The 21,036-nt window shown below is 48.2% G+C and carries 16 protein-coding genes; 5 read left to right on the top strand and 11 right to left on the bottom strand.

Annotated elements, in window-relative coordinates:
• Positions 1 to 66: 66 nt before the first annotated feature.
• The 5 genes from K9W43_05875 to K9W43_05855 all read right to left on the bottom strand — a co-directional run bounded on the left by K9W43_05875 (position 67) and on the right by K9W43_05855 (position 11,356).
• Positions 67 to 6,666, bottom strand: coding sequence for a hypothetical protein (locus K9W43_05875; GenBank protein ID MCF2136756.1), 6,600 nt, complete (start codon positions 6,664 to 6,666; stop codon positions 67 to 69).
• Position 6,667: 1 nt separating this feature from the next.
• Positions 6,668 to 7,834, bottom strand: a complete 1,167-nt coding sequence (locus K9W43_05870; GenBank protein MCF2136755.1) for a hypothetical protein — start codon at positions 7,832 to 7,834, stop codon at positions 6,668 to 6,670.
• A 240-nt stretch (positions 7,835 to 8,074) separates the two neighbouring features.
• Positions 8,075 to 9,241 (bottom strand): thiolase domain-containing protein, encoded by a 1,167-nt coding sequence (locus K9W43_05865; GenBank protein ID MCF2136754.1) that lies wholly within the window; start codon positions 9,239 to 9,241, stop codon positions 8,075 to 8,077.
• A gap of 13 nt (positions 9,242 to 9,254) precedes the next feature.
• Positions 9,255 to 9,773, bottom strand: coding sequence for a hypothetical protein (locus K9W43_05860; GenBank protein MCF2136753.1), 519 nt, complete (start codon positions 9,771 to 9,773; stop codon positions 9,255 to 9,257).
• On the bottom strand, positions 9,773 to 11,356 hold the full coding sequence (locus K9W43_05855; protein ID MCF2136752.1) for a pyruvate/oxaloacetate carboxyltransferase: 1,584 nt from the start codon (positions 11,354 to 11,356) through the stop codon (positions 9,773 to 9,775). Before K9W43_05855 ends, K9W43_05860 begins: the two co-directional genes overlap by 1 nt.
• A 204-nt stretch (positions 11,357 to 11,560) precedes the next feature.
• On the opposite strand from K9W43_05855, the gene K9W43_05850 reads away from it, so the two are divergent.
• Both K9W43_05850 and K9W43_05845 read left to right on the top strand, forming a co-directional pair.
• Entirely contained in the window at positions 11,561 to 11,746 is a 186-nt protein-coding gene (locus tag K9W43_05850; protein ID MCF2136751.1) for a hypothetical protein, read from the top strand.
• Positions 11,747 to 11,833: 87 nt separating this feature from the next.
• Complete coding sequence (locus K9W43_05845; GenBank protein MCF2136750.1) at positions 11,834 to 12,238, top strand: DUF1295 domain-containing protein; 405 nt, start codon at positions 11,834 to 11,836, stop codon at positions 12,236 to 12,238.
• Between the two features lie 18 nt (positions 12,239 to 12,256).
• Here the strand turns inward: K9W43_05845 and K9W43_05840 are convergent, their stop codons facing one another.
• On the bottom strand, positions 12,257 to 13,804 hold the full coding sequence (locus tag K9W43_05840) for a methylmalonyl-CoA carboxyltransferase (GenBank protein MCF2136749.1): 1,548 nt from the start codon (positions 13,802 to 13,804) through the stop codon (positions 12,257 to 12,259).
• A gap of 156 nt (positions 13,805 to 13,960) precedes the next feature.
• Between K9W43_05840 and K9W43_05835 the strand changes: the two genes are divergently transcribed.
• A complete protein-coding gene (locus tag K9W43_05835) occupies positions 13,961 to 14,254 on the top strand; it encodes a metalloregulator ArsR/SmtB family transcription factor (GenBank protein ID MCF2136748.1) in 294 nt (97 codons plus the stop codon).
• Here K9W43_05835 and arsB read toward each other — a convergent pair.
• From arsB to K9W43_05820, 3 genes are all read right to left on the bottom strand, one after another.
• On the bottom strand, positions 14,251 to 15,324 hold the full coding sequence (gene arsB / locus K9W43_05830; GenBank protein MCF2136747.1) for an ACR3 family arsenite efflux transporter: 1,074 nt from the start codon (positions 15,322 to 15,324) through the stop codon (positions 14,251 to 14,253). The genes K9W43_05835 and arsB overlap by 4 nt on opposite strands.
• A 56-nt stretch (positions 15,325 to 15,380) precedes the next feature.
• Complete coding sequence (locus K9W43_05825; GenBank protein MCF2136746.1) at positions 15,381 to 16,223, bottom strand: hypothetical protein; 843 nt, start codon at positions 16,221 to 16,223, stop codon at positions 15,381 to 15,383.
• Between the two features lie 188 nt (positions 16,224 to 16,411).
• Positions 16,412 to 17,200 carry a biotin--[acetyl-CoA-carboxylase] ligase gene (locus K9W43_05820; protein ID MCF2136745.1) on the bottom strand — a complete coding sequence of 263 codons (789 nt, stop codon included), beginning with the start codon at positions 17,198 to 17,200 and terminating at the stop codon, positions 16,412 to 16,414.
• A 93-nt stretch (positions 17,201 to 17,293) separates the two neighbouring features.
• Between K9W43_05820 and K9W43_05815 the strand changes: the two genes are divergently transcribed.
• Entirely contained in the window at positions 17,294 to 18,085 is a 792-nt protein-coding gene (locus K9W43_05815) for a C45 family peptidase (GenBank protein ID MCF2136744.1), read from the top strand.
• 25 nt (positions 18,086 to 18,110) lie between these two features.
• Here the strand turns inward: K9W43_05815 and K9W43_05810 are convergent, their stop codons facing one another.
• Positions 18,111 to 19,403, bottom strand: coding sequence for an MFS transporter (locus tag K9W43_05810; protein ID MCF2136743.1), 1,293 nt, complete (start codon positions 19,401 to 19,403; stop codon positions 18,111 to 18,113).
• A 125-nt stretch (positions 19,404 to 19,528) separates the two neighbouring features.
• Here K9W43_05810 and K9W43_05805 point away from each other — a divergent pair, with 125 nt between their 5' ends.
• Entirely contained in the window at positions 19,529 to 20,584 is a 1,056-nt protein-coding gene (locus K9W43_05805; protein MCF2136742.1) for an aminotransferase class I/II-fold pyridoxal phosphate-dependent enzyme, read from the top strand.
• Between the two features lie 69 nt (positions 20,585 to 20,653).
• Here the strand turns inward: K9W43_05805 and K9W43_05800 are convergent, their stop codons facing one another.
• Positions 20,654 to 20,932 (bottom strand): tetratricopeptide repeat protein, encoded by a 279-nt coding sequence (locus K9W43_05800; GenBank protein MCF2136741.1) that lies wholly within the window; start codon positions 20,930 to 20,932, stop codon positions 20,654 to 20,656.
• Positions 20,933 to 21,036: the final 104 nt, after the last annotated feature.

The following is a 21,036-nucleotide window of genomic DNA, read 5'->3' as shown; positions in this document are numbered from 1 at the left end:
AGCTTGAACAAGATCATAGAAAAAATAGAGGGGGAGGGAGGAAAATCTCCCTCAAAGAATGTGGAATTAGTCCTCGTCAGAGGAGTCTTCCAAAGACGAATCGAGATCTTCCAGATCAGACTCTTCTACAGGTGGAAGTTCCTCATCCACGTCAGAGTCGGTTTCATCAGCCTCAACCATCTCATCAGAATCAGAGTCGCCATCTTCGGCCTCGGAAACGTCTTCCGCGTCGGAGATCGCATCCTCTGCCTCATCATCTTCCTCGGGTTCGGAGATCTCACCATCTTTCTCGTCCGGAGCACTTGTCGATTCAGAGTCCACATCCTCGACGGCACCCTCAGTCTCTTCAGAAACGGGGCCCTCGTCTATTTCGGCTTCGGCCTCATCTTCGGACTCGACTTCGGGCTCCTCAGCCTCAGACAGATCACCCTCATCAGACTCCGCTTCTGGCTCAACTTCGGACTCGACAGGAGCTGCCTCAGAAGATTCCTCAACAGAGGTCTCACGTGCGGCCTCTTCATCCTTTGCAATCTCGGATTCTATCTCAGCCGCAAGTTCGGACTCGATATCGGTCTCTGTAACAACCTCGGCCTCTTCCTCGGCACCAATCGCATCAAGTGCATCAAGTCCCTCAAGGAGGTCCTCGGTCTCGCCACCAAGGATCTCTTCGTATTCCTCGACATGGACCATCTCAATCGTAGGAGCTGGAATATCGAGTTCCGCAAGACCCGGAGCGAGTAGCTCGGAGATCACTTGTCCCATCGACTTGATGTTCTCAACGGATGCATGCTTGCTGCGCTCAATGTCCTTGAGAGCACGGTTAATCTGCTTGATCTGGTATGGGATTCTCCATCGGCGGATTGCTGTCGCGCCCGCCACAAGACCAACAAATGCTCCGGTCATGAGAAGGACCAAGAACAGCGTATCACGCTGCACACGATAGCCCAGAACATCAACTGTGGGTGAGTCAACATAGACTTGGATGTAAGCCGCATTGGACTCGGTCCAATTCTGGTAACCCGGTGCTGATGCATAGATCCGTATCAGATATGGATCTGGGGAGACACCACCAATGTCAGATGCAGCAAGCGAAATCGTATATTTCTCGCCATCAAACTGATCCGCTGTGAGGGGAATCTTGGCACCGTCACCGATCTGATAGTACAGTTGCGCAGTGGCAGCTGAAGCAACAGCACGATCATTGACCGTGTCCCAATATTTGAAGACAAGTTGAAGTGTCTGCTCAGCCTCGACTCGGTATGGGCCGCCCTGAATCTCGGTGGCCGCAGCCAGTCTGAGAGTCACAAGCTTTGATACCGTGGTGTAGTTCATCAACTTGGCTGTGAAGTTCAAGATGTATGTGCCAGGCACTGTCAAAGATGAATCCCCTGATGGATCGAATTGGAACACGTAAGCACCATCAGCATAGGAGGCAGTTCTCAAGAGGCCTGCCCAAGTGAAGGTCACATCTGCGCCCTCAAGCACATTTGAGTCGTATGAGAAGACCAGCCGAACCTCAGCACTGTGATTTACACCAAAGATGGCTGAGATCGAATTGCCAGTAGTAGACACAAGAGTTGCCTCTAGAGAACGTACTACGATGGGGACATCATAGGCCGTCACCGTGTAGTTGTCACGAAGGCCGTGCAGCCGTAGAGTCCAGCTTCCGGCAGGAACTTTACCAGTGTCAATAGTTGCCTCGTACCAGACACCATTGTAAGTCATGGTACCGTTAATACTCGGAAATTCAACCCAGTAGTAATAGGCGGTCATATTGACCTGAGTGGTTGTTCCATTAAGATAGATCTGGAGCCGGACAGTGAAATCGTCACGCCAGTCGTAAGATGAGTCAGGCGCATCAATCATTGTGATGTAGGCGGGTCGTGGATTGACCACAATCGTACTGGTGACTGAACCATCAATGTAGTTGGGCAGTGTGTACTCAATAGTGAACTCTAGGGGTGTTGCCGATGATGGAAAGACTTGTGAAGAGTCACCTGTGTACACAAAGGTACCGTTCCCAAGTGATGTGAACAGACCACTGAAGGAACCATACTTCAGAGTCACCTCTGCATCTGTCCAGACATATTCGTCATGGATCACATCGCGAAGATGCGCCCTAATCGTGAACTGCTCTGACCACACAACGGGATTCACCGAGTCCACAGTCATCTTAACCGGTGTCTGTAGAACCAGTATGATAATGGTCACTGCCAACGGATTTGCATAGCCAACCTTGTGGATCGTGATGATGAAGTAGTAACTGGTTGGATAGATCGGCGAATCGGCAGACATTCCGAGAGCTCGTGTGTCCATCAGGAATTGATAGTCACCACTGCCTAGACCCACGACTCCATTGATACTGTCATTGAGTCTGGTCGTGCCTTTCCACAGCTCGATTTGAACACCATCAGGATTATCGATCCCAACGTTGCCATCGATCTCCGTGAACCAGCTGAAGTTCAAGAGATAGGCATCCGCATAGTAGACGGTGAGAAGCTGGTTCTCAGCTGCTGCGACCGTTGGAGTTGCCAGTACCTCAATGTACAGTGTGGCAGTCTGCGTCATGCACCCAGCACGAGATGCTGTAAGTGTGATCGAATAGACACCGGGACCGGGGGCATCAGAAGCAGGGAACTGTAGCCAGTAGTACCCGCCACTGGTATTCTCGGTCAGCACGCCACTAGAGCCACCTGCTGGAAAGTCATAGGTGATCGTGACACCTGAAACAAAGACGGAACCATTAGACTCATCACCACTAATGACATGAACCGTGAAATTGTGAGTCCAGTATTCTTGCACCGGATTTTGGATTGACTGACCCTCTACAGCCTGAACGGCCAGTGGAATCAAGATGTTCACTGTCACAGACTGGGTATCAGAGGTCCTGTTGGCAAGCCACATGATGAAAGTGACTGTGGCATTCTCAGCAGGCTGAGTCGCAAGCAGTCTAAGACTATACGTTCCAGCGCCATTGTCAATCAGCGAGACCTCACCATCCCATGCGATGTCAATAATTGAGGCACCAGGAATTGGCGCATGACCGGAGCTTGTCCTATAGGTCAGATCAAACACTGCGGTCGTACCCCAATCAATAGTGACTACGGTGGCAGAAGTCACAAGCAACTCAGCATTTTGTGGAGATACCGTGAATACAGCACTCAAGTTGTCCGCTGAGATGTAGTTTGCCTTAGAAACATAGGCGTGAAGTCGCCATGTCCCGTTGTATACGATGGTCTCCAAGAATAGGTAGGTAAAGGAAGAGGGATTCTCAGTCACAACAACTTCACCAGTTGCAGTATTGATCCACTGCATTGTGATAGTAGCACCAGTTGCACTAATGGTCATACCGTGGATCATGTCATTGAACTGAATAATAGCGGAACCTGTTAGCGGGCCCCATGTGTAATCAGTAGGAGGCGTAGTCCAGCTTATCGTAGTCGGTATCGCCTTGATGGTCACTTCCACAGTCACGGTCTGGTTGACATAATTGTACTTGTACAACCAGATGTAGACATAGTAAGTACCAACATCGGAGCCGTTGAGAACCGCATCTGAGAATCGGTAGATTCCGTTACCGAGGTGGACCAGCACGCCACTTGAGATCTTCGTGGCACTACTGAACGGAACTGAATCATAGATCGTATAGTTTGCATAGCTCAGTTCAGTGAGATTATAGGCATCTCGCCCTTCAGGGGTTGTGTAGAGCGAATAGTTGCGGGCAAATCCATCACTCCAATACACCGATCCGGAAGTCGATCCCTTTGCAGTAGTATCAGCCACAGTTATGATGACTGTTACTGTGTAAGTCGCATTGCGACCATTGTAATCAGGATGATATGAATTAAATTCAATCACATACGGTGTGTTGCTGGCATTCATATGGAAGTAAATCGTATCTATCACTACGGTGAAGTTGATGCCTGTAGAGTGGATAATAAAGTCGCCACCGCTACTGTTCCATGTGCCACGGCCAATCACAACCGAATTGAATTTGATTGTGAAGTTAAGCCATCCATGAGTGTAATCACTTAGGGGATCGTCACGATAACCCGTAGGTGGTGTATCTGTTCGATTGTACCATCCAATTGTAAATGTCTGATTGTCACCGTATGCCCACACACCAGTAGTTATTGTACAATTCAATTCGTTATATTCAGCATCGTAAGTCAATGGAGCAAGTTCAAATTCTGTATAGGCCAAAAAGTCCCTACCTGCAATAGCGGGTCCTTGGTCCTGAGAACTCAATTTAGACACATAGACATAGTACGAGAGAGAGGTATCATTCGCCCGTATGAATGTGAAATTATACCAACCACTTGAATCGGAATAAGCAGTCACCAACGTTTCACCATTGGCCGTTACTCTAATCTTGGCATTAGGAACATTGTTGCCTGAAGTGTCTTTGACATGAACACGCAAGCTGGTCAATGGAAGCACTGCCTGCGTGCTATAGTAGTTCTGAATGTCGGTCAACGGGATAGTACTATTGAAAGCCGTCTGACCAAAATCATCCGTCTTGTACACATAGACGTTCCATGTGCCATTGAGCACGCGATAGAAGGTAACATCACCACTCGCATCGGTCAAATGGGTCACGTTGTAATTGTCTGCACGACTCGTTGGAATAGGATCTCCAGTACCTCTCTTCGAGAGCCGGACATAGGCATCTTCAACGGGATTGTCATCATAAGCGATGACGTTGAAGTCTATTGTGACAAGTGGCAACTCCCAGCTCCGTGTGAGATCGCCTGTGATAGCAGACTCAGCCACCTCATATGACACGTACTTTCCAAAGTCGGCCCACTGGTAGATATGACCTGTATCGGTATCGGAATAGGAGAAATTGAATACCCATCGACACTTTGGCAGTCTGGTAAATGTGAGATCACCACTCGCATCGGTGTACTCGTAGTCCAGATATCGCCAGTTATTGGGATTCGGATCACTGGCATTATACACTCGAACTTGGACCGATTCCGCACCCACAGTGCCCATAGAATGGCCCATCAGGTCGTCCAAATGGATCGTAATACTGGCAAGATCCAATGTCACAGATACAGGAGTGAACGGACCATCAGCAACACGATCACCCGACCATGTCACATTCATCCCAGTAGCACCTGTCTGCTCGTCAAGCCAAGTACGACTGTCGATCCATACGAAAATTCTGTAGGTTTCGTTCTGGAGACCGATAAAGGTCACATTACCATTCGAGTCGGTAAGGGCAGTGTATGGAGAGCCTGTACTCATGTAGAGGCGCTCACCAGTAGTAGCATTAAGAAGAGTCACATTTGCGTTGGCGACATTAGCACCGCCAAGATCTTTCACATTGATCCTAAACGAGTAAGAGGAAACATTACCCATTGCTTTGAAGATAGGGAGATAGCGTGAGGTGGCATTGAAGATCCGCATATAGCCGTCAAGTCCTTCAGTGCCGTTCCAAACAGCAGTCACACAGGTCTCCTCGAGAACAGTCCCATCTACTGCATAGACTGTCGGAATATAAGTATCCCAGTACTCGTACGAGCTGGTATCCCGCCAACGATAGTAGTAATTGTCATAGTTGTTGGCATATGCAGGATTGGTGTTCCAGCTATTGTGAGAGATTCGCACTGTACCGTGAGAGATACCGTTATCGTTCCACCAACCAAATCCGGCAGGTTTCCCTTTATTGCTTGATGCAGCCCAATTATCATAATAGGTCTGAGTACCATCCTCAGCTACTTCCACTGCATGAGTAGTAAGATATGGATAGAAGACCCATTCATCAGTACGTCCACTTCCGCTTGTAGTGCCAGTATATTTGATGTAGGTGTTGAAGATCCAACCCCACTTGTAGAACGTGTAAGTCACATTCATCTTGGCATAACTACCAAAGTTTACTTGAGTTGTGTAATTGATGAAAAGAGGGCCTTCCACATTAACAAAAGTTGTATCAGGATTGGGTGCGATCCCGGAAGTCCCCTGACCACCAAGACCATCAGGGTTCCAATGCATACTCCCCCGGTTTGTGCCCCAATTCCAGTCCCAATACCAACCCGACGCACCTTGTCGTAAGTGGGCACCATTAGTGATCTTCCCACCAGCCTCATTATACATGGTCACATTATACCAATCGCCACGGAAACTCCAATAATTAGGATTGAATTTGCCCGAAAGAGTCCCTGTGGTCCGAGCAAACCAGACGACATTGTCGTAGCTTGCTGCTTCGATGCTTTTGTCTTCGGAATAGTAAATCCAATAGACCGCAGTAGAGTCAGCAGGAATATTTGCATACCAAAAGATTGTGGCACTCTTTACATAATCGGGGTCTTCCCAGTAGGTCACCTTGTATACTTGTGAGGGAACCTCATTCCCGTTAGAGTCCACTATACGAATCGAATTCTTGAAGCAGGTATTGTTTGCAAAGTCCACAGAGATGTGGATAGGTGCATCATACCTGACCGTCGAATTCGTGTCCGTCAGGTTGACATAGCGACGATAATGATATGATACATTCCACCAAGATGACTCATCTAGGTTTGCAACACTATGCGATGCACCTGATTGACTCATGCTTATTGGTGTAAACAAATTATCGGGATTTGAGCCAGTTGGACCTGCTAACGTCAACAGCATCAATACTGAAAAGATCATAACAAATGAGAGTTGTAATTTTCGCATTCTATTCCACCTCCAATGCTGCGCTGGCGGCCATGCTCGGATGGAACCGCTTCAAGACCTCTAAGTAGTGAATGGCCTGCCTGCTTGGAATTGCCTCGTCATTGTACTGCTCCACGGTCCGCTCAATCAACCACTCGGGATAGACCGTAGCGACTTGTGGGTCACATTTGAGAAGAAGGTGCTCACGACCCTCCTCATCGTTCACCTTCATCAAGATATGTGCCTTCTCCAACTTCTTAACCACCTTACGAAGATTCGATTTAGTCGTGTCAAGAAGACTGGGAAGATGCTCCGTCTGTTGTGGCCCCTCTCTCAAAATCGAGATCAGGTCGTACTCGTCAAAATCGAGGAGATGCTGTGATAGCTCGGCTGCCTCAGACCAGATCGCCTCAGTGAGGTCGCGTCTGAGCCGCACAATGTAATCTTTATGATATTTCTTTGTTGAGTCCAAATACTGAGCCGCAACGTCGGACGGAAGCTGTCCACCACGTACTGCCCGCACCGTGTCATGAGGTATGGTACGGAGTATAAAGATCGCTCGCGTGAGATAGACCACTTCGGAGGAGAGCCCCTCAACCCAGCCCGTTGCGATGACGCCCATCTTGACCAGAGGCCGTAACACAATGTCCACATCGATCTTCTTGCCGACCTCTTCAAAAATCAACTGTTCAAGATCGGCCGACTCAACGGTACCATTCCTGGTCAAGGTCTCAAGGATTGCCCGTCGCACGGGATCGCTCAGTACAGAGGCTTGACGCTGCTCGGGGGTCATCTGCGTGTAGCGTGCAAGCTGACCATAGAGCTTGGGCACCATCTTCTTGTACTTGTCACCCGCAGCATTGAGAAAGATCTGCGTGGCGATCTCGGGCAAAGCGTCCTTGTAGACATCCGGATCTTCATCGGACTCGAGAACTAAAAACACCATAGAAGGAAGACCCTTCAGGTGCATGTTGAGCCCACCATAATATACGGCGAGCTTGAACTCATCAAAAGCAAGAGCATTAAATCCCGGGCGTTGTGACTCCTCGGTCTCTCCAAGGGTTGCGATACCATAGATACGCATAGATGTGGTAGGATCAAGTCCTTTGTTCAGACCCTTGGGAGTCTTGGCTGTCACCACTGGCCCCAGTTCATCATCCCATTTCAATACAGCAAGGCCTAACGGCATACTAGTCAGTCTCCTTAAGTATGTAAGATACTTGAGCATCCAGGTCGGTCGTCAATACGACATGTCAAGAGGTCCCAGTTTTGATGACGTATGACATCGATCATGGACTCTGCAATCTGCGCTAATTCTTCTTGTAATCGACTCGATGAATTATTAAGAAAAGCTCGCATGTATAGGGAGTGAAAAAAGAGAATATCATGCCGAATTATTTTCCCTTACTTCATGTACGATAACAACGAGTTAGACTGTACCAATGATTGAGACCACCATGTTATTTCCAAAGCCACCGATATTATGGCTCACCCCTATCTCAGGTTCACTGACTTGGAGCGCAGGAGGAGCGTCCCCACGGAGCTGAAGTACCAGATCATGGATCTGAGCAATTCCCGTCGCACCAGTAGGGTGGCCTCGTGCTTTGAGACCCCCAGTCGTATTGACAGGGCAACAACCATCAACTTCAGTAGCACCCTCACGGATCATCTCGATAGCCCGGCCACGCTCTGCCAGACCTATGTCTTCCATATTGATCAGTTCGAGTATTGAAAAAGCATCGTGCAGTTCCCATACGTCAACATCATTGGGTGTGAGTCCGGCCATACTGAAAGCCAAATTTGCGGCCTCAATAGTGGCATTAAGTGAAGTGACATGCAGTCTATGCTGGACTGCAAGATAGTCAGTAGCGTGGCCGATCCCAAGAATTCTCATTGCATGATCTTCCGGAACCAACTCACGCATGGTCTCCTTAGAGGCGAGGACTACAGCCGCTGCTCCATCACTGGTCGGACAGCAGTCATAGAGCGTGAGTGGATCGGCGACAACGGGGGATGCGAGGACCTTTTCGACCGTGATCTCTTTCTGAAAGTGAGCGAGTGGATTCTTCGCCCCGTTCCGGTGGGCCTTCACGGGCAAGAGAGCAAGATCCTCACGTGTGAGACCATAATCGTGCATATATCTTCGAGCAACAAGTGCGGCAAGTGCAGCAGGAGTTCCTCCATATAGGGTCTCATTTGATTGGGACATCATCTTTGCTAAAATCTTAGAAGCAGTCCCGCGGTCTACATCGGACATCTTTTCGACGCCAATGACAAGCACTAACTCTGAGAGCCCCGATCCCACAAGAGCAACACCAGTCTCATAGGCACTAGACCCGGCAGAAGGACCGGTTTCAACTCGTGTGGCCCCTGCTGGTACGAGACCGAGTTGATCGGCCAATAGTGTGGAGAGATGACCGATGCCAGTAAACTCATCAGGATTTTGAGAACCTACTACGAGTCTATCAGGTCTGACATCAACAGCACCTGCGTCTCGAAGTGCTTCAACGGCAGCCTGTCGAGCAAGTTCGACAATGGATTCCTCAAGACGGCCAAATCGAGTCATTCCTACGCCAATCACATAGACTGGTTTCATGAGTATCACCAAACTATTCTATCAATATGAGTAGGTCTGAAGGCGTCACGGGAGAACCTGATTCGATATTGACCTCCTTGACAGTACCATCACGAGGGGCCTTTAGTTCATTGAACATCTTCATGGCCTCCAGAACACAGACTGTGTCCCCACTCTGTACCGAGTCGCCGACCTTCACATGTACCTCTGTGATCTTTCCAGGCATGGGCGCATAGACACCACCCTCGACTTTCTTGCCAGAGCTTGCACGGACCGTACGAGAAGCGGTCTCTTTGCGTATGCGACTCCATTCGATTTCTTTGGTCACGCCGTTCAATTCTACAACGATCTTTTTGCCAGAACGGCTCTTGATCTTTAGAGTGTGGTCGGTGGAAGTGTCATTCACGATCCAAGTACCATCATCAGAGGCCTCTGGCTTGAGGGTATAACTCTGGTCACCAACACGAATTATCAGGAGCCCGCCCTCATCAAGTCGCTGTACGGCCACTTTGAACTGCTGACCATCAATTGCCAGCTTGTACTCTTGGCTCATTAAACAGTGCCTCCATTGAGATTCCGGCGCATGAGATCCTTCCGTCCCGCGATTGCCCAGATGGATTCACTATGGCCCCATCGGCCTGCATTATAATTTGTCGCCTGTGCAACAAGTCCCTCACGACCTCCCTGAGACCAAGCAGATCCATAAGTACCAGAGGCGGTGATGCCTGTTGTCATAATGCCCATATGCAACACTGCGGCAATAATCGCCGCTTCTTTTTCGGGGCTTAGACTGCCCTGTGTCTGCCGTTGCGCCTTACGCTTAAGAAAATCAAGTGCGTACTGTGGGAAGAGAGCGTACGAGACCTCATCTCGCGGGTGATGCGGAATGTCTTTCAATGCCTCTCTTGCCTCGGGCAGCTCTGGCTCAAGGAGATCAGCAGGTCGGCAGTCAATCGGTTCCTCATCGCCGATTATCAGCTTTTTGATTTCAGGGTCAATCGGTGCAGGAGGCCGACCATAATACCCTCGAACGTATTGCTTGACCTCATGGGGGATGATTTTGTAACGTTCACCAGTGATGACATTGAGTGTGGCCTGCGTGCCGACGATCTGACTGGACGGGGTCACTAATGGGGGGTACCCGAGTTCTGCTCTCACTCTGGGAACCTCCTCGAGAACCTCATCATACCTATCAAGAGCATTCTGTTCACGAAGCTGATTATCAAGATTAGAGAGCATCCCACCCGGGATCTGAAATACCAGCACTCGGGGATTGACACCCTTCAGGCTTCCTTCAAAGGCGGAATATTTGGTTCGGACCTTGCGGAAATAATCGGCGATCTCAGCAAGAAGATTAACGTCAAGTCCGGTATCACGGGGGGTCCCATGTAATGCCTCAACAATTGATTCTGTAGCAGGCTGCGATGTTGCAAGTGCCAATGAGGAGATCGCACAGTCCACAACGTCCACTCCTGCATCGGCTGCGCGGAGATAGGCCATCGAGGCCATTCCACTGGTATAGTGTGAATGAAGCTGGACTGGAAGCCCAACGTCCTCCTTCAGACGCTTGACGAGATCATAGGCCACCTGCGGCGTGATCAGACCTGCCATGTCTTTGATACAGATCGAGTCCGCATCAAGTGCAGCAAGTTCAGAGGCCATGTCCACAAATTTGTCAACAGTGTGAACCGGACTGATCGTATAGGAGATGCTGGCCTGAACATGACCACCAGCTCGCTTGACAAATTTCATCGAGGCCTCCATGTTACGAACATCATTAAGCGCATCAAATATTCGGAAGATATCCATTCCGGCTTCGACAGCATATCCAATGAATGCCTCAAGTACGTCATCAGGATACGCTCGATACCCGACACAGTTTTGCCCTCTAAGTAACATCTGTAACTTTGTATGAGGCAATGCATCACGCAGGGCCTCCAACCGAGCCCATGGATCCTCATCAAGAAATCGCATCATTGAGTCAAATGTTGCACCACCGAACATCTCAAGAGAGTGATAGCCGACCTGATCGAGCTTGTCACAAATGGGAAGCATATCTTCTGTTCGCATGCGCGTTGCAAGCAGAGACTGATGTGCATCTCGTAACACGGTATCGGTGATCTTCAGTTTCGTCATTGTTCAGTCAAAAAAAGGTGTGAACAGGGAGTATATAGAGATTGACTTTAGGCTGTGAAAATTCGTAAGGGAATTATTAATATGTTTAACCTTTTAAATAAATTTATTCCCCTGGGATACACCACATTTTAATCAGATAGGACCAGATTACGTTCAACAAATCTGATTAAAATCAAACCATAGTATGGATAAATGGGAGATTATATGGTATCCGCCGAAACACAAAACGGAAAAGTTCAGATGGTGCTGAAGCGCATCACTGATTTTGTAGGTCATCTAATACCATTGGTCGCATCGATCCCTCCATTACAAATCTGGATCGGCCTTATGGCAATACCATTCATTTGGTACATCATCTTCATGGCATCGGATATAGGAACATTGCCGTGAGCAATAGTAAATCTCTTTGTCGGAGATTACGTCAATTCATGGTCTGTCATAGGTGGAACTGTCATAATAATACAATCGGCAATTCATCTGCATAAACACAAGAAACACGGTCTTGTGACAACAGGGCTATATCGAAGAATGCGACATCCACAATATTTTGGTATGTTACTCGTCACTATTGGTTTTACTGCCCAATCTTATGTGTTACAAATGACCACGTTTGGAATCTCGTGGATCGAACCACCCATGATGATAGCAACATGGTATAGCATTCTTTTCATCTACGTGATCCTTGCACTTGTTGAGGAATCATACTTGTCCAAAAGGTATGGACAAGAATATGAAGAGTATAAGAGAAATAGCGGATTTTTCGTTCCAAGAGTAGGCGTACAAAGAGAGAGTATAAACACAATCGCTTCAATCATCATAATGATCCTATTGCTCAATGTTTCAATTGCAATTGGATTCGCCTTTGTCTTTGGTGCTGGATAACACCAAAGACACTAAAAGCTACAAAGGAATGTTCCCATGTTTCTTAGGCGGACGAGTCTTTCGTTTACTAGAGATGACATCCAGCCCCTTACAGATGAGTGGACGGGTCTCATGCGGCAAGATCACTTTGTCGATATACCCGAGCCCAGCAGCAATGTAAGGGTTAGCAAACTTTTCACGATAGTCCGCGATGAGTGCCTGTCGTTTTTTCTCAGGGTCCTTTGCAGCATTGATCTCTTTGCGAAAGATGATGTTGCATGCTCCCTGTGGTCCCATGACGGCGATCTCAGCAGTAGGCCAAGCATAGACGAGATCGGCACCAATGTTCTTGCTGCTCATAACATCATATGCTCCACCATAGGCCTTGCGAGTGATGATTGTGATCTTGGGGACTGTCGCCTCACTGAACGCATAGAGGATCTTTGCGCCATGACGAATGATTCCGCCCCACTCCTGAGCCGTTCCGGGGAGGTAACCCGGTACATCCATGAAGGTGATGATAGGGATATTGAAGGCATCACAGAACCGTACAAACCGCGAAACCTTGTCAGAGGCATCAATATCAAGTGTACCTGCAAGATGAGCGGGCTGGTTTCCAACTATACCCACCGACCGTCCATCAAATCGTGCGAACCCAACGATCATGTTTTTGGCCCAGTGCTCGTGGACCTCAAAGAACTCGCCATTATCCACAACCTTCGCCACAACATCGCGCATGTCGTAGGGCTTGTTTGGATCATCAGGCACCACCTCATCAATTGAGGTATCAACATCATCGGGTTTGTGACCTGTCTCGACTCGTGGTGGGTCTTCCAAGTTGTTGCTTGGCATATAACTTAATAGTTTTTTAATCTGTATGAAGCACTCGTCTTCATTTTCTGAAGCGAAATGAGCAACACCACTGATTGACGCATGAGTCATTGCACCGCCCAAGTCCTCAAAGGTGACCTCTTCGCCAGTCACCGTCTTGATGACTTCCGGACCTGTGATGAACATATGCGAGGTCTCCTTCACCATGAGCGTGAAGTCTGTCACTGCGGGACTATAGACAGCACCACCGGCACAGGGGCCCATAATTGCACTGATCTGTGGAATGACTCCGCTGGCGATCGTGTTCCTATAGAAGATGTCCGCATAGGAAGCAAGTGCCTTTACGCCCTCCTGCACCCGTGCTCCGGCCCCATCATTAAGCCCAACGACTGGTGCACCCACATCCATGGCCATATCCATGATCTTGCAGATCTTCTTGCCAAACATCTCAGAGAGCGAACCACCAAACACAGTAAAGTCCTGGCTGAAGACAAAGACCTTTCGACCATCGATCGTTCCAAAACCGGTGATGACGCCATCGCCGAGTATCTTTTTCTTGTCCATACCAAAATCTGTGCAACGGTGAACAACGAACTCGTCAACCTCAACAAACGAACCGGGATCAAGCAGTTTCTCTATCCGCTCACGCGCGGTATACTTCCCCTGCTCGTGCTGTTTTTTCTGACGCTCAAGGCCGCCACCCAGACGTGCCTGCTCACGCATCTCCTTTAGTCGTTCGAACGGATCATTCGGCATCTTTGAGTCCTCACAGGTCTTCATCGCTTAACGCGGGAGGAGAATATGAATATTCCCCCTGACCACAAACTCACCATAGTAGGATAACATATCCTATAAGACCGTCTAACAAACGTTAATAGAGAAGAATGAAACGGTAAGATTGAGGTCTGTAGAATGGCGGATAAAAAGACCGTAAACAGATGTGTTGAATTTCATAAGGCACTTAGTAACCCGGTCAGACTACAAATTGTTGAAGAATTGATTGATGGCGAACTCTGCCAATGTGAACTTGCGCCACGTATTGGATTAGCCCAGTCTACAATTTCGTCATATCTCTCTCAGTTAGTGAGAGCAAATATATTGTCAGAACGTCGTGAGGGGCAAAGAAAGATCTACTGGATCTCAAGTGAAAAGATCGCAGCTCTGTTAAAGAAGATTCGGCGGGTGCTCGCGGAAGAGGCCGACTAAGATGAGGCCACACGCGAATCCTCTAGAGCATAGAAACGTCTTTTGAAATACATAGCAACATACACCAGACCAACCAGAACGGGGACTTCGATGAGCGGCCCTACTACTGCTGCCAATGCTTGACCAGAACTGATCCCGAAGACACCAATAGCAACTGCAATGGCAAGCTCAAAGTTATTACTCGCAGCAGTAAAGGAGATCGTCACATTCTTCTCATAATTAAATTTCAGAACATAGGATATACCAAAGGCAATCAGAAACATGATGAGAAAGTATGAGAGGAGTGGTAGAGAGATCCTGAGAACATCAAGAGGCAGTTCAAGTATGGCGTCTCCCTTCAGGGAGAACATCATGACAATTGTGTAGAGAAGACCAATCAATGCTATTGGCCCGAGCTTGGGAGCAAACTTTCGATCATACCACTCAGCACCGCGTCGCTTCAACAAGATTGACCGTGTAATCATTCCCCCGGCAAGTGGAATCCCCAGAAAGATAAGAACGCTGACTGCAACGTCAATCAATGACACCTGCACTACAGTCGCTGCGGCGGGATCAATGAGGGCAGATAGAAATGAGATGTAGAACCACGCCTCAAAACTATATAATAAAATCTGCATGAGAGAGTTAATTGCTACAAGAATGGCACAGGACTCTGAGTCCCCACCAGCAAGAAAGTTCCAGATCAACACCATTGCAATACATCGCGCAAGGCCCACAAGAATCAGTCCCACTCTATACTCGGGAAGATCAGCAAGAAATAACCAGGCCAGACTGAACATAATGATGGGACCGAGTATCCAGTTCAGTATGAACGAGACCCCAAACATACGTTTTTCTCCACGCAGCCGTCCCATCTCTTCGTACTTCACTTTTGCAAGCACAGGATACATCATCCAAAGCAATCCGATGGCAATTGGAATCGATGTGGTCCCAACACTTAGGGAGTTCAGAAGTACTGCAACACCGGGGACGTATCGGCCCAATAGAATCCCCAAGATCATAGCAAGAAGAATCCATACCGGAAGTAGCTTGTCGAGGCGGCCTAATCCTGCTGCTGGAGTTTCTGTCATGGGAATCAATTTACAAATTGAAACTTGTCCCTTAATAAATCGGATGATAGAGGTTGTTAGATATAATCGATCTTCACCAGTTCTTCAAAGGCAGGATGAGAACGAATAGAGTCTACAGTAACAGATAGCAGATCAATATCAAGGGAGCGGGACTTACGCAGGAGCCAGTCGTCACGTGTTGCACGAGCAAGTATACTCGCCGAGGCAACCGCAATTGCATCTTCAGCCCGTGGGCGCTGGATGAGCTTCACTGAAGAGAGATTAACTACGCGACTGATTCGTTCGCGAGCTTTTGCACGAGCAAACTCATCTACAATAATTGTGAGGGGCGTTCTGTCCTTTGCACCAAGTTGCTCAAGGGTCTCGACAATTGCCTTTGCGTGGGCCCAAGCCAGTAGATCGTTGAGATTCTTCCCCTCTTCATGGAACTGGCGAAACATCTCATTGAACTTCTTTGGAGTGATCAGAACAATCTTGTAAGCAAGTGCAGCACGTTGAACAGCAGCAGCCAGCTCTTGCATCCGATGTGGTGGGACCGCCTTACTATCCATGACTCCGAACCCCTGCAACTCCAATGCCTGTTGGGAAGAGAGAGCTACAGCTGCTACAACAAGAGGACCAATCCATTCACCCTTTCCGGCCTCGTCTGATCCAATAATGGTATGCGTATCTTTTGCACCAAGGGCCATGATCCCCTCACGGACCAAACGGGCCACATCGGTAGAATTGGTCACCACTTTGCCACTGGTATAGGCGACAATGTTCCCTCCTGCGTAAGAGAGTCGAAACACCTCATATTGATTCGTTGTCTTTCGTTCAGACACACCAGTATGGTCAAGTAATATTTTTTTCAGCCTTCGAAGATCTTCCGGACGCACCTTTACAACAGTAGTACCCATCTACACCCAACTCACAGACTTCTTGCACGGACGCAAACGTTACAACAACGAGAACATTTGTATCTATCCAGATCACCTGGCAGAGCCTCTAATTATGGTATGTTTCAAGTCAACTCATACTATCGCTCCACCTGTCCCGGTTCATCAAAGATAGTCACATGCATGCCAACACGGTGAGAGTCCAAAACTCACATGGAGAGATGCTCAACATCCCCGATGGAAACGATCACTTCGGATTCGTCGCTCTGTTGAACGATCAGACGACCAAGCTCGTCTATGTCCAGAGCATACCCCTCTACCTCCCTAAATTGCCCGGTAACAACCACTTGCCGCCCAAGTGTAGCGCTCAGCCGTCTCCATTCGGCCAGCACAGAATCAAAACTATTGCTTGCTTCGACCCTCGCGAGCAGCTTGTCAACGTTCTCTAGGAGAGCAAGCAGAACCTCGCTGAGAGAAAATTTACGACCAGTCTCATGAGCAAGAGAAGTGCTATTTTCGCGTACTGTCGGCGGGAGATCATGAAGCACAATATTGATGTTGACACCCACTCCGATGATGGCAAGTGGTTCTTGCCCGATCACAAGCTCACTCAATATACCACCTATTTTCTTGCCTTTCAACAAGAGATCGTTTGGCCACTTAAGGAGCGCATCCTCCTGTGAGATCTGATGCACAGTATAGGCTGCTCCAACCGCACAGAGAAGACCGAGAAGCGGGGCGTGCGCAACATCTATTCGAGGCGTGAGAAGTAATGACAGGTAGAGGCCGCCCAGGGGTGACTCCCACCGGCGATCATATCGTCCATGACCTTGTGACTGGGAATCGGCAACAACAACAGTTCCGTCCCCGGCATTTTGATCAATGAGCCCACGAGCTACTTCATTCGTGGAGGTTACAAGTGAATAAGAGAAGATCCGAGGTGCGAAGGACTTGAATTTAGCAGGTTCTACAAGAAGATCATCATACAGACTCGGCATAAAATGCCCTCTTGGGAGATGCTATTTTGTGAAATATAACAACAGATAACGACTTATATTGGTTGGTTTTAGGTTTGAAATGAGTGAGACATTATGACAAGTTTCGCCGGCGCTGTGATTCTTCCGGAATTACAAAAGACACTCCTGTTCAAAAACAGAGACATGAATACTGAACATCAAAAGGATACCCTGTTCTACGATGTGGATTGCTTTGGCGTCAAAGGTATCAATGTAGTCACAGGTGATGTTTCAGGACTGGCGATTGGTGTAAATCGGTACGGTCTGACTGTTGCCAATACTCATGTACGAAACACGGATAATCCATCGTACCATGAACTAACCGAACAGATTCTAATGTTTGCAAAGGACGCAGAAGATGGTCTAAGCATGGTCGAGGATCATCTAAAGAGCGGGCGCAAATATCAATGGGGGAACCTCATTCTCGCAGATCTTGACAGTGTTCTTGCAATAGAGATAGCTCTTGATGATTATTCAGTTGAGACATCAAAACGTAAAGTCCTCAGATCGAGCCATCACATAATGCTTGACACCGAAACCATGTATGACACATCAGTCAGACGTGTTGAGCGAGGCTATGAACTGATCAAGAATGTGGACAATGTCAAGGATATCTTTGAGTTACTCAAGGATCACGGTGAACAGAAGGGACAGTCCAGTATTTGCATGCATCCCGAAAAGGATGGAGATGCAAAGACCGTCATGAGCTATGTTGTAGAGATCGATCATGTATCGGAAACCGGGAAACCTAAGATGGTCTTCCACGTCGCTAAAGGATCCCCATGTGAGACGATCTACACGTCGATACCGCTCATCTTCCCGGCCGATGAGGAGATTTCAAAGCGGGCCTTCGATATGTATCCGTAGACGGGATGGACCAGTTCCATCTTCATCAGGTAGAATCAAACTCTAGCTCTTTTGATGGCTCTTTGAGAATCTCTGCACTCTCACGAGCCTTCAGCTCTTTTTCTTTGTCATGGAAGAATACATAGAATAGGATTACAGCAAGGAGATACAGACCTGAAACTAGGAGATACGGCAGACGATAGAAACCCTGAGCTAAGAGCCAACCGCCAATATTTGCTGCAATGCCTCGTGCGAATGAATCGCCTGTATTGACAATTCCCGAGGCCGTCGAACGTTCATTCTTTGTCAGCGACTCCATGAAGAACGCTTGCGACACAGGACCAGCCATATTCATCAATGCAGTCCGAGATACATACGCAAGCACTGCAAGCTCCAAGGTCGTTGCCCAAGCGATCATGAGTAGAAAGGGAATCGAAAACAGTTCCGTCACTACAACAGTACGGACCTTCCCAAAACGATCAGCCAGTGCAGGAGCAACAAAATTCCCGATGGCCAAGACAATTGTGTTGATGCCAAAGATGATGCCAATTAGTTCAGGACTGGCGCCAAAGGTGGCCTCTGCCGAGAAGAAGATGTTGAAGAACATCACTATCATTCCGGCGCCAAGCCCCACTGTCGCTACAACAAGAGCATAGCGCCCGATAAAGCCCCAATGTTTCACGTCCTTTCTACTAAATCGAACAAGACTGGAAACATCTGGAGTGTCACCAGTCATAGAGAATATGACAAGGATCCCAATAGCATAGGGAATGAGACTGAGCCAGAGAGTCCATCGATAGGCAATAGCAAGACTGGAGATCTGTTCGAATCCTCGCAACAGTAGTCCAGGAAGAAAACCACCAAGAATGTTTCCTGCAAGCACACTGAGAAGTGACAGGCCACCGCTGACACCAAAGAGATGGGCCCGTTCTTCATTCGTCGTCAACTCGGTGATATAGGGAGACCATGAAACCGAGTTAAAGGCAATCGCCAGCCCGAGAACTGCCTGCGAGATAATAAGACCGATCGGATTCAGAAATGTATACTGGACAAAGAAGGCGATCAATGAAACCAGATTAGCAATGATGACCATCTTCTTCCTGCTGACTCTATCCGAGAGAACACCAGCAATCAATGCGATGCCTGATGAGGCAAAGAGCGAAATCGAGAGAAAGAACCCGATAAAGTCCTCACCAAAACCGACCTCTAAGAAATAGAGATTGAAGATCACATTGGAGATACCAAATGAGAAGGCCGTCATCATACCTGTAAGAATGTATAGACGCGCATCGCGCCTGAATTTTCGGACCTTGTCAAGATAGCCCAGCTCAGAGTCCATGTCCGTGTATCTCCTTACACGCCTGCTGCCCTCAAGGCTTTATAGCTTACTTAGAAGGCACGAATCACAAACCTAAATTCATAGAATGGTTTGTCATGTGTAAAGCATAACGAAGCGAATCGAACATGAAGCAGATCGAACTCCGCAGTGACACCTTTACACTCCCGACCGACGATATGATCGATGCTATTGTACAGGCCCATAGAGAAGGAAGACTCGGTGATGATGTCGCGGGTGAAGATGAGGTAGTCATAGAGCTACAGGAAAAGGCTGCGCGCATCCTTGGAAAAGAGGCTGCGCTGCTGGTCACATCAGGAACACAGGGCAACGTGATCTCGTTATTGACTCAGGCACGACCAGGTGAAGAGGTCGTTGTGGAACGAATGTCACACACCTTCCTCTTTGAGGCAGGTGCCATGGCCTCGTTAGGAGGACTCTTTCCCAAGCCGGTTGATGGGGTCAGAGGCTATATCACTCCTGAGACCTTGGAGAGCGTCATTAGTCCGGATAATCCACATTATGCACGCACCGCAATGGTCGTCATTGAAAACACGCATAATTACGCAGGAGGCGTCATTGTGCCTCCAGACAAAATGGAGGCTCTTGCTAGAGTAGCCCATGACCATGATATGAAAATACACTGCGATGGCGCACGACTGTTCAATGCTGCTGTGGCTCTTGATATCCCAGCTAGTAGGCTTGTCAAGGAAATCGATTCGGTCCAGATATGCCTCAGCAAAGGCCTCTCCGCACCTATTGGCTCCCTCGTCGCGGGGACAGAGGAGTTCATACACGACGCATTAAGGGTCAGAAAGCGACTGGGCGGTGGAATGCGACAGGCAGGCATCATTGCAGCCCCGGGAATCGTTGCATTAGAGAAGATGATAGACCGTCTGAAAGAGGATCACGACAATGCACAGCTCTTCTACAAGGAACTCACAAAGGTGGAGGGACTCGTTCTCAACAGACCTGAAACTAATCTTCTGTTCATTGGTCTAGATAACCTCAACATTGATGCAGCTGGACTTGCTGCGGAGCTAAAGAAACGAGGCGTGCTAGTATATGGGGAATATGGAGAACGGGTTCGATTTGCATTCAACCGGATGGTCTCAAGAGAGGACACTGAATATGCAGCACGAGCCGTAGTAGAGATCCTCGAAAAGGCAGGATTAAAAAAATAGACCTATGAGACCTAACGCTCACTGACATGGCCTTGAATTAAGAAACAGTTGAGATCATCGTGAATAGGATTAACGTATGTGCGCTTCACAGTCCGCAAGGATCTTTCGAACATGTTCGTTCCAGCTTGGTTGGAGTCTTAGTACGGTCTCTGCACAGCACTTGGCATCATTGTACTGCCTGAGTCTGTGGTGCAACAGGGCCTTGTAATACCATGCATGAGCATAGTCCTTTTTCTTTTCAATAGCCTTCTTGTAGGCCTCAATGGCCTCCTTATACCGACCAGTAGCCTCATACTTCTTGGCCAGCCGATAATAGTCGAAATGAGATACAAGCGACTCTTCAGTCACCTTGCTCACCTCCGAATACGATAATATATCCGAAAATTTTCAGATAAATCTATGTTCGAGCATGAAAACGGTGAGAAGAGCAGAGGCGCGTTGGATATCCACCA

This window comes from Candidatus Thorarchaeota archaeon, assembly GCA_021498125.1.
Lineage (GTDB): Archaea > Asgardarchaeota > Thorarchaeia > Thorarchaeales > Thorarchaeaceae > B65-G9.
The sequence above is the reverse complement of the archived record's forward strand: the minus strand, read 5'-3'. Positions and strand labels throughout refer to the sequence as shown.

What these genes read in the sequence shown, in the direction of transcription:
- K9W43_05805 (MCF2136742.1), top strand. Translation starts at nt 19,529, where the DNA reads ATGAAGCAGATCGAACTCCGCAGTGACACCTTTACACTCCCGACCGAC.
- K9W43_05875 (MCF2136756.1), bottom strand. Translation starts at nt 6,666, where the DNA reads ATGCGAAAATTACAACTCTCATTTGTTATGATCTTTTCAGTATTGATG.
- arsB (MCF2136747.1), bottom strand. Translation starts at nt 15,324, where the DNA reads ATGACAGAAACTCCAGCAGCAGGATTAGGCCGCCTCGACAAGCTACTT.
- K9W43_05870 (MCF2136755.1), bottom strand. Translation starts at nt 7,834, where the DNA reads ATGCCGTTAGGCCTTGCTGTATTGAAATGGGATGATGAACTGGGGCCA.
- K9W43_05810 (MCF2136743.1), bottom strand. Translation starts at nt 19,403, where the DNA reads ATGGACTCTGAGCTGGGCTATCTTGACAAGGTCCGAAAATTCAGGCGC.
- K9W43_05820 (MCF2136745.1), bottom strand. Translation starts at nt 17,200, where the DNA reads ATGCCGAGTCTGTATGATGATCTTCTTGTAGAACCTGCTAAATTCAAG.
- K9W43_05860 (MCF2136753.1), bottom strand. Translation starts at nt 9,773, where the DNA reads ATGAGCCAAGAGTACAAGCTGGCAATTGATGGTCAGCAGTTCAAAGTG.
- K9W43_05825 (MCF2136746.1), bottom strand. Translation starts at nt 16,223, where the DNA reads ATGGGTACTACTGTTGTAAAGGTGCGTCCGGAAGATCTTCGAAGGCTG.
- K9W43_05835 (MCF2136748.1), top strand. Translation starts at nt 13,961, where the DNA reads ATGGCGGATAAAAAGACCGTAAACAGATGTGTTGAATTTCATAAGGCA.
- K9W43_05840 (MCF2136749.1), bottom strand. Translation starts at nt 13,804, where the DNA reads ATGCCGAATGATCCGTTCGAACGACTAAAGGAGATGCGTGAGCAGGCA.
- K9W43_05865 (MCF2136754.1), bottom strand. Translation starts at nt 9,241, where the DNA reads ATGAAACCAGTCTATGTGATTGGCGTAGGAATGACTCGATTTGGCCGT.
- K9W43_05815 (MCF2136744.1), top strand. Translation starts at nt 17,294, where the DNA reads ATGACAAGTTTCGCCGGCGCTGTGATTCTTCCGGAATTACAAAAGACA.
- K9W43_05855 (MCF2136752.1), bottom strand. Translation starts at nt 11,356, where the DNA reads ATGACGAAACTGAAGATCACCGATACCGTGTTACGAGATGCACATCAG.
- K9W43_05850 (MCF2136751.1), top strand. Translation starts at nt 11,561, where the DNA reads ATGGTATCCGCCGAAACACAAAACGGAAAAGTTCAGATGGTGCTGAAG.